The 7,102-nt window shown below is 74.6% G+C and carries 6 protein-coding genes and 2 pseudogenes; 3 read left to right on the top strand and 5 right to left on the bottom strand.

The genetic code is table 11. The features are described from left to right. Positions 1–346: 346 nt before the first annotated feature. A pseudogene (locus ACIA8F_RS36310) lies at positions 347–1,105 on the top strand ((Fe-S)-binding protein); the annotation flags it as partial. Positions 1,106–1,152: 47 nt separating this feature from the next. Further along, positions 1,153–2,142, top strand: coding sequence for an EamA family transporter (locus tag ACIA8F_RS36305; protein ID WP_399385298.1), 990 nt, complete (start codon positions 1,153–1,155; stop codon positions 2,140–2,142). On the opposite strand, the gene ACIA8F_RS36300 is transcribed toward ACIA8F_RS36305, so the two are convergent. The 4 genes and pseudogenes from ACIA8F_RS36300 to ACIA8F_RS36285 all read right to left on the bottom strand — a co-directional run bounded on the left by ACIA8F_RS36300 (position 2,103) and on the right by ACIA8F_RS36285 (position 5,497). Continuing rightward, the gene (locus tag ACIA8F_RS36300) at positions 2,103–2,972 is read right to left on the bottom strand and encodes a hypothetical protein (protein ID WP_399385297.1); all 870 of its coding nucleotides are present in this window, start codon (positions 2,970–2,972) and stop codon (positions 2,103–2,105) included. The genes ACIA8F_RS36305 and ACIA8F_RS36300 overlap by 40 nt on opposite strands. Positions 2,973–3,015: 43 nt before the next feature. After that, entirely contained in the window at positions 3,016–3,957 is a 942-nt protein-coding gene (locus ACIA8F_RS36295) for a hypothetical protein (protein ID WP_399385296.1), read from the bottom strand. Between the two features lie 178 nt (positions 3,958–4,135). Then, entirely contained in the window at positions 4,136–4,405 is a 270-nt protein-coding gene (locus ACIA8F_RS36290; RefSeq protein WP_399385295.1) for a hypothetical protein, read from the bottom strand. Between the two features lie 39 nt (positions 4,406–4,444). Beyond that, a pseudogene (locus tag ACIA8F_RS36285) lies at positions 4,445–5,497 on the bottom strand (helix-turn-helix transcriptional regulator). An 83-nt stretch (positions 5,498–5,580) separates the two neighbouring features. Here ACIA8F_RS36285 and ACIA8F_RS36280 point away from each other — a divergent pair. After that, positions 5,581–6,099, top strand: a complete 519-nt coding sequence (locus tag ACIA8F_RS36280; RefSeq protein ID WP_399385294.1) for a hypothetical protein — start codon at positions 5,581–5,583, stop codon at positions 6,097–6,099. Positions 6,100–6,142: 43 nt separating this feature from the next. Here the strand turns inward: ACIA8F_RS36280 and ACIA8F_RS36275 are convergent, their stop codons facing one another. Beyond that, entirely contained in the window at positions 6,143–6,817 is a 675-nt protein-coding gene (locus ACIA8F_RS36275) for an HAD family hydrolase (protein ID WP_399385302.1), read from the bottom strand. Between the last annotated feature and the right edge of the window lie 285 nt (positions 6,818–7,102).

Here is a 7,102-nt window from a genome sequence, read left to right as displayed (position 1 = left end):
CTGGGGCTCCGCCCCAGACCCCGCTCCTCAAACGCCGGAGGGGCTGGATTGTGCCGCTGCGCGGCACACCAGCCCGCCCCGCGCACATCCAGCCGAACGCCGGCCACAATCAGCCCCTCCGGCGTTTGAGGAGCGGGGGTCCGGGGGCTGGCCCCCGGAGACGGGTCCGGGCGGAGCCCGGGGAACGGTGGAAGGGCGGGTAGGGGACCCAGCCCCGCAGGGCCCACCACGCCCGGGGTCCGGGTCCGGGTTTGAGCCCGAGGTCGGGGTCGGGGCTGGGCCCGGGTCCGGGGCTGCGCCCGGGACGGGAGTGCGGCCGGCGGCCGGGGCTGCCCCCGGGACGGTTGTGACGGTGTGGCCGGACACGTTCACGGAGTACCTCGCTCCCGAGGCCGGCCACGCCGCCGTCAGGGTCCTGCGGGCCGCCGGCCTGGAGCCGGTGCTCCCGGCGGGCCGGGTCTGCTGCGGGCTGACCTACGTCTCCACCGGCCGCCTCGACGCCGCCCGCAGGGTCCTGCGCCGCACCCTCGACGCCGTGGGCGACCCGCAGGGTCCCGTCACCGTCCTCGAACCGAGCTGCGCGGCAGCGCTCCGCACCGACCTGCCCGCCCTGCTCCCGCAGGACCCCCGCGCGGCCCGTCTCGCCGCGGCCGTCCGCACCTTCGCCGAGACCCTGGAGGAGTGCGCCCCGCACTGGCAGCCGCCCCGCCTCGACCGGCCGGTGGCCGGCCAGACCCACTGCCACCAGCACGCCGTCCTCGGCGACGCCGCCGACCGCCGGCTGCGCGAGCGCGCCGGGCTGACGGGTGAGCTCAGCGGCGGCTGCTGCGGCCTCGCGGGGAACTTCGGCTTCGAGCCGGGTCACCACGAGGTCTCCGTGGCCTGCGCCGAGGAACAGCTCCTGCCGTCGCTGCGGGAGGCCGCACCGGGTACGGAGGTGCTCGCGGACGGGTTCTCCTGCCGGACGCAGATCGCGCAGCTGGCCGGCGGCCGCGCCCGCCACCTGGCGGAAGTCCTGGCCGAGGCCTTGCCGGAGGGCCGGCGGAAGGGCCGGCAGGAGGGCCGGAGGGAGGGGCCGCCGGAGCCGGACGTACACCGGATGTAAGGCAAAACACGGACGCATGGTCCTTACCCACCCCCTAATCTGGATAAATGCCCGCACCCACCGCCACGCCCACCGACCCCTCACGAGCGACGGCGACCCCGCCCGCCCCCGGCCCCGCCGCCGCGGCCCCCGCGGACGGCTCGTTCCGGGCCCGCTTCGGCCCCGTCGCCCTGGTGGTCACGGCGGGCGTCTCGGTGCAGTTCGGTGCCGCCCTCGCGGTGATGCTCATGCCGAGGGCGGGCGCGGCCGGCGTGGTCACGCTGCGCCTCGCCGCGGCCGCGCTGGTCCTGCTGCTCGTCTGCCGCCCCAAGGTGCGCGGCTACTCCCGCTCCGACTGGTCGACCGTGGTGTGGTTCGGCGTGGCCATGGCCGGCATGAACGGTTTCATCTACCAGGCCATCGACCGGATCCCCCTCGGCCCGGCCGTCACCCTGGAGGTGCTGGGCCCGCTGGTGCTCTCCGTCGTGGTCTCCCGCCGCCTGCTGAACCTGCTGTGGGCCGGGCTGGCGCTGGCCGGAGTGGTCCTGCTGTCCACCCACGGCGGGGGCGGCCTGGGCGGCCTCGACCCGCTGGGCGTGGCCTTCGCCCTCGCGGCGGGCGGCATGTGGGCGGCGTACATCGTGTTCAGCGCGCGGACCGGCCGCCGGTTCCCGCAGATGGACGGGCTGGCCCTGGCGATGGCCGTGGCCGCCGTACTGTCCCTGCCGCTCGGCGTGATCGAGGCCGGCTCGGCCCTGCTGCGCCCCGGCACCCTGCTCCTGGGCCTCGGCGTGGCGCTGCTGTCCTCGGTCCTGCCCTACACGCTGGAGCTGCTCGCCCTGCGCAGGCTCCCGGCGCCCACCTTCGCGATCCTGATGAGCCTGGAGCCCGCGATCGCCGCGACGGCCGGGTTCCTGATCCTGAACCAGGCGCTGTCGGCGCTCGACGCGGCGGCGATCGCGCTGGTCATCGTGGCGAGCATGGGCGCGGTCCGCTCGCAGACCGGCGGGGCGGCTGTTCAGGCCGTCGTCGAGGACTCCGGCGCGGGCAGGAACTGATCGTAGAAGGCGGTCTTGAGGCGCAGCGCCCGCTCCTCGGTCTCCCGGAAGCCGGCGGCCCCGGCGGCCCGGTCGGCCCGGCCGAGGAGCTCGGTCACCCGCGCGGCCAGCCGGTCGGAGTGGGTGTCGGACAGCAGTGACACGGCCGCGAGCGAATGCGTCTTCGCGTCGTGGACCAGGTGCGGGTGGTAGAACCGCGAACCGTTCCGGCCGCCTCCGCCACTGCCCTCGCCACCTCCGCCACTGCCTTCGCCGCCTTCCCCCCTGCCCGTGCCCCTGCCCCCGCCCTCGCCCTCGCCCCGGCCCGTGAACACCGGCCCCATCCGTTCCCACAGCCGCCCGTACTCGACGGACACGAGCACCTCGCCCCAGAAGCGCAGGAAGGTCAGCAGACGCAGGTCGGCGTCTTCGTGGCCGCCCGCGTCCGCGATCAGTTCGAGGGTGTCGGTGATCGCGCGCCGCGTCGCTGCCGTGGGCCTCGACGCCACCAGCGCCTCCCTGGACACGCCGAGCCGGCGCAGGTCCTGCGTCATGTCCTCGCGGTGCGAGGGCACGTGTCCCCGGGCGCCCGGGTACTCCTCGCGCAGGATGATCCGCGCGATCCGCAGCCCCTCCTCGTCGCGCAGCAGGTCGATGGCCAGGTCGTAGGACGGGGTGAACGCGAGCGATACGAACCGTCGCTGGAGCAGCAGCGCGGTGAACTGCTCGTCGGGCAGCCGGGTGATGTCCGCCAGGACCGGATGCTCCTCGAAGCGCTCGATCAGCCCGTTCTCGAACCCGTCCAGCTCGTGCAGTCCGTCCTTCGCGTCCGGAGCGCCCGCGTCGTGCATGGCCGTACCTTTCCGTGGATCTGGAGGTGAACCCGCGCCCGGATCACCAGGCGATGTCCCTGAGCGACTCGCGCCAGTCGGGGAGCGGCAGATCGCGGCCGATCTCCCACAGGGTGTTCAGCTCCTTCTGGACCTGCCGCCCCATGGTGGTGTCACTGCCGTCGATCTCGGTCTGGACGGAATCGACGGCCAGCTGGCCGTGCAGGAACGAACTGACCAGAAAGTGCTCGTCGGCCTTGTGCACGGCGATGGACGGCAGGGAGTTGTACACCCGCACCCTGAGCAGGGCCCGGGCCGCGGGCCCGACCGCCCGGTGCAGCTCCGCGAGGCCGGCCAGACACATCTCCACCCGGGCCTTCACGTCCGGTGCGAGGGCGGGGTCCCGTACGGAACGCAGCGCCTCGTCGCGCAGTCCCGCCACGGGGGAGGAGGGGTACAGGAGCATGATCCGCACCGGGATGCCGTGGTCCACCAGCGCCTTCTCCAGTGCGGGCTGGAAGTGGACCAGGTCGGGGATGAAGGTCTGGAGGATGGTCACCTCCTGGGTGGCACCCTCCACGAACGTGCTGAACACGCCGTACGGGAAGTCCGCGTGCACCCGGACCACGCCGAGGTAGTTCTCCTGCTTGAGCTGCTGCGCGACGGTGTCGATGTCCAGCTTGGCGAGCTGGGCCTGGAAGTTTCCGTCGAGCCGGGCGACCTGGGCCGCGACCGTCTCGTCCAGGCCGGTGATCCGGGTCTGGACGGTCGTGCTCAGCGCGGTCAGCTGGTTCTCGACCCCGTCGAGCTTGCGCAGCCGGTCGATCTCCAGGAGCAGGAACACGGTGACCGTGCTCAGGATGAGCAGGGTCACCTTGGGCAGTGCGCCCCCGGGAGCGAGCGCGTCGAGCCATCCGAAGAGGTCGGCGATCAGGACCACGACGCCCGATATGGACATCAGGGCCAGCGCGATCCGTTCCACCCGATAGCGAACGTCGTCACTCATGTGGCTCCAGCCCCGTGCCCCGTACCGCGTGCCCGTCGTGGTCGGCGACGACCGTATACCGACTGGCTTTGTTCCAGGGGGGTTTGGTGGTGGGACGGGGAGGTGTGGGGCGAGTTCAGGCCACGGCGGCCCGGCCTGCCCGGCCCGGTGGTGGTCGGCCGGGTGCCGTCCGGTCCCTTCAGTTCCAGGTGACGTCGCCGGACGGCCGGGGCGTCGCGTCAGCGTGCTGGACGTTCGCCTCGACGTGGGTCGTCCCGCGGGTCCCGCCGGTCCGGCTCGACTCATCGGTCCCGGACGTCCCCGCGGTCCCGGTCGTGACGGTCGCGCCGGTCGTCCCGGCCGGCCGGTCCCCGTCCGGGAAGTCCTGGCCCCACCCACTGGCCACGGCCACGCCCAGCGCGAGGGCGCTCAGGGCGGCGGTCGCGAAGTACATCCGACGAGTCGTCATGCGCGGAGCATCCCAGCCCCCCGCGCCGGAGGGAAGGGCTCAACCGGTCCCGTCCGGGCCGTCTGCCGGCGCGGCCCCGTAGCGCGCGGCCGTCGCGGCGGCCGCCGCTCCGATGCGCCGGCGCAGGGCCGGTGGGGCGAGCACCTCCGCCTCCGCGCCGAGCTCCAGGAACTGTGCCTCCGCGTGCTCCTGCGACTCGATCGGCAGCACCGCGCGGGTCCACCCGGGCAGTTCGGGGTCCGGGGTGCCGGTGGCGGCCAGGGCCCGGGCCTGGACGCCGGTCAGCCGGGTGGCGGCCCGCGCGGAGACCCGTACCTCCGCCTCCTCCGGGTGGAGCCGCTCGTGGAACTCCGCCTGGGTGCGCTGCCAGTGGGCGGCCAGCTCGAAGCCGTCCGGCAGCGCGCACTCCTCGTCGGTCTCGTGTACCGCGAGGATCTGGTCCACCCGGTAGGTGTACGGGGGCGGGGCGGCGGCCGTGCCCGCCGTGGCCGCCGTACCCGGCGCCGTGCCTGCCGTGCCCGGCGCCGTGCCTGCGACCAGGTACCAGCGTCCCGCCTTCAGGACCAGCCCGTACGGGGCCAGGCGCCGGGCCACCTCGTGGGGCGCCTTCCAGCGCCGGTAGCGGACCTCGACGACCCGCCCCCGCCACACCGCGTCGGCGACCCGCGCCAGGTGCGGGGTCTCCTCGTGCTCCGCGTACCAGCCGGGCGCGTCCAGGTGGAAGCGCAGCCGCATCCGGTCGGCCTGCGCCCGCAGCTCCGCGGGCAGGGCGGCGCGCAGCTTCAGCTGGGCGGTGGACAGGGCCCGGCCCAGGCCGAGTTCGGCAGCCGGTCCGGGCATGGAGGTGAGGAAGAGGGCCTCGGCCTCGCCCGCGGCCAAGCCGGTGAGGCGGGTGCGGTAGCCGTCGAGGAGCTGGTAGCCGCCGCTGTGTCCGGCGTCGCCTTACAGCGGGACGCCGGCGGCGGCCAGCGACTCCGCGTCGCGGTAGACCGTACGGACCGACACCTCCAGCTCGGCGGCGAGCTCGGCGGCGGTCATCCGGCCCCGGGTCTGGAGCAGGAGCAGGATCGAGAGCAGTCGGCTGGACTTCATGCGCACTTCACTGACACAGGATGTCAGTGGAGTGCTCCTACGGTTCCCCCATCAGCAGAGAGAACAGTTCGGGGAGAGCGCACATGAACGACTTCGACTTCTTCGCCGGCACCTGGGACGTCACCAACCGCCGGCTCGCCGACTTCCTGGACGCGGACAGCGGCTGGGAGGAGTTCCCGGCCGTGTCCCGGGCCACCCGCCATTTCGACGGCGCCGCGAGCTTCGACGAGATCGAGTTCCCGACGAAGGGCTCCGCGGGAATGACCCTGCGCCTCTACGACCCCGAGCGCGAGCAGTGGACCCTCAACTGGGCGAGCCGCCGGACCGGGACGCTCTTCCCGCCCGTCACGGGCCGCTTCGACGCCGCCACGGGCACGGGCGTCTTCGAGGGCGAGGACACCTACGAGGGCACGGCGGTCCGGGTGCGGTTCGTGTGGTCGCGGACGCGGACGCGGACGCGGTCCGGCGCGGGGGCGGGAGTCAACGCGGACGCCGACTCCCCGCGCTGGGAGCAGTTCTTCTCGGCCGACGGCGGCGCGACCTGGGTCCGCAACTGGACGATGGACTTCAGCCGCCGGTCGGCCGACGGCGCCGCAGCCTGAGGGCGGGAGCCGTCCGGGAGCCGTCCGGGAGCAGGGGGAGCCGTCAGATCAGCCCGAGCGCCGAGCTCAGCCCGTTCGGCCGCTGTCCGACCGGCAGGTGGTCGACGAGCCGGACCGGGCAGCCCAGCGCGGCGGCCCCCGCGTCGGCGACGGCATCGTCGCCGACCATGACCACGTCCGCGGGCGCCGCTCCGAGCGCCTCGCAGGCGACCCGGAACAGGCGGGGGTCGGGCTTCTGGACCCCGTGCTCGAAGGAGAGCACGTACGCGCCGACGTACCGGTCGAGGCCGTGGGCGCGGAAGACGGGGCGCAGGTCCCAGCCGATGTTGCTGACGACGGCGACGGGGACGCCCCGTGCGTGCAGGGCGGCGAGCGTGGCCGCGGTATCGGGGTAGGGCCGCCAGGCCGCGGGGGTCCAGTGCCGCTCGTACAGGGCGTCGGCCAGCTCCGGGGAGGGCAGCGCCACCTCGCGGGTGAGGGCGGTGTAGGCGGCCCGGTGCTGCTCGGGGCTCAGGTCCCGCTCCCGCCACAGCGGCGCCAGCCGGGCCGGCAGCCGCCGCGGCGAGGCGCCGCCGGGCAGGGCTCCCGCCTCTTCGAGCCGGGCGGCCAGGGCGGTGAGTTCGTCCTCGGGCAGCTCGATCCCGGCGTCCGTCACGACGGCGCGCAGCCAGTCCTCGGTGGGCTCGACGCGGAAGAGGGTGCCGGAGAAGTCGAACATCACGCCCTTGACGGAGCCCGCGAGCAGGCCGCCGTCCCCGGCACCGCGTCCGTCCCCGCCACCGCTCCCGTCCGGGCCCCTGCTCATATCCCCGTACACGTCCCCGCCCATGTCCCCGTCCCCGTACACGTCCCCGACTTTGCGCTCGGCCATGACGGGGATCCTCGCCGCGGGCATACGTGACGCGCAAGCGGCCGGGCCTGCCCGCACGGGCGTCGTCGTCGGCCGTGCGCCCCGCCCGCGCTGGCGCTCGCGCCGCGCCCGCCGGGTCCCGTGCCCCCGGGT

Origin of the sequence: Streptomyces sp. NPDC051563 (assembly GCF_044454225.1) — a bacterium.
Taxonomy (GTDB): domain Bacteria; phylum Actinomycetota; class Actinomycetes; order Streptomycetales; family Streptomycetaceae; genus Streptomyces.
This window is presented reverse-complemented; position numbering and strand designations above follow the sequence as displayed.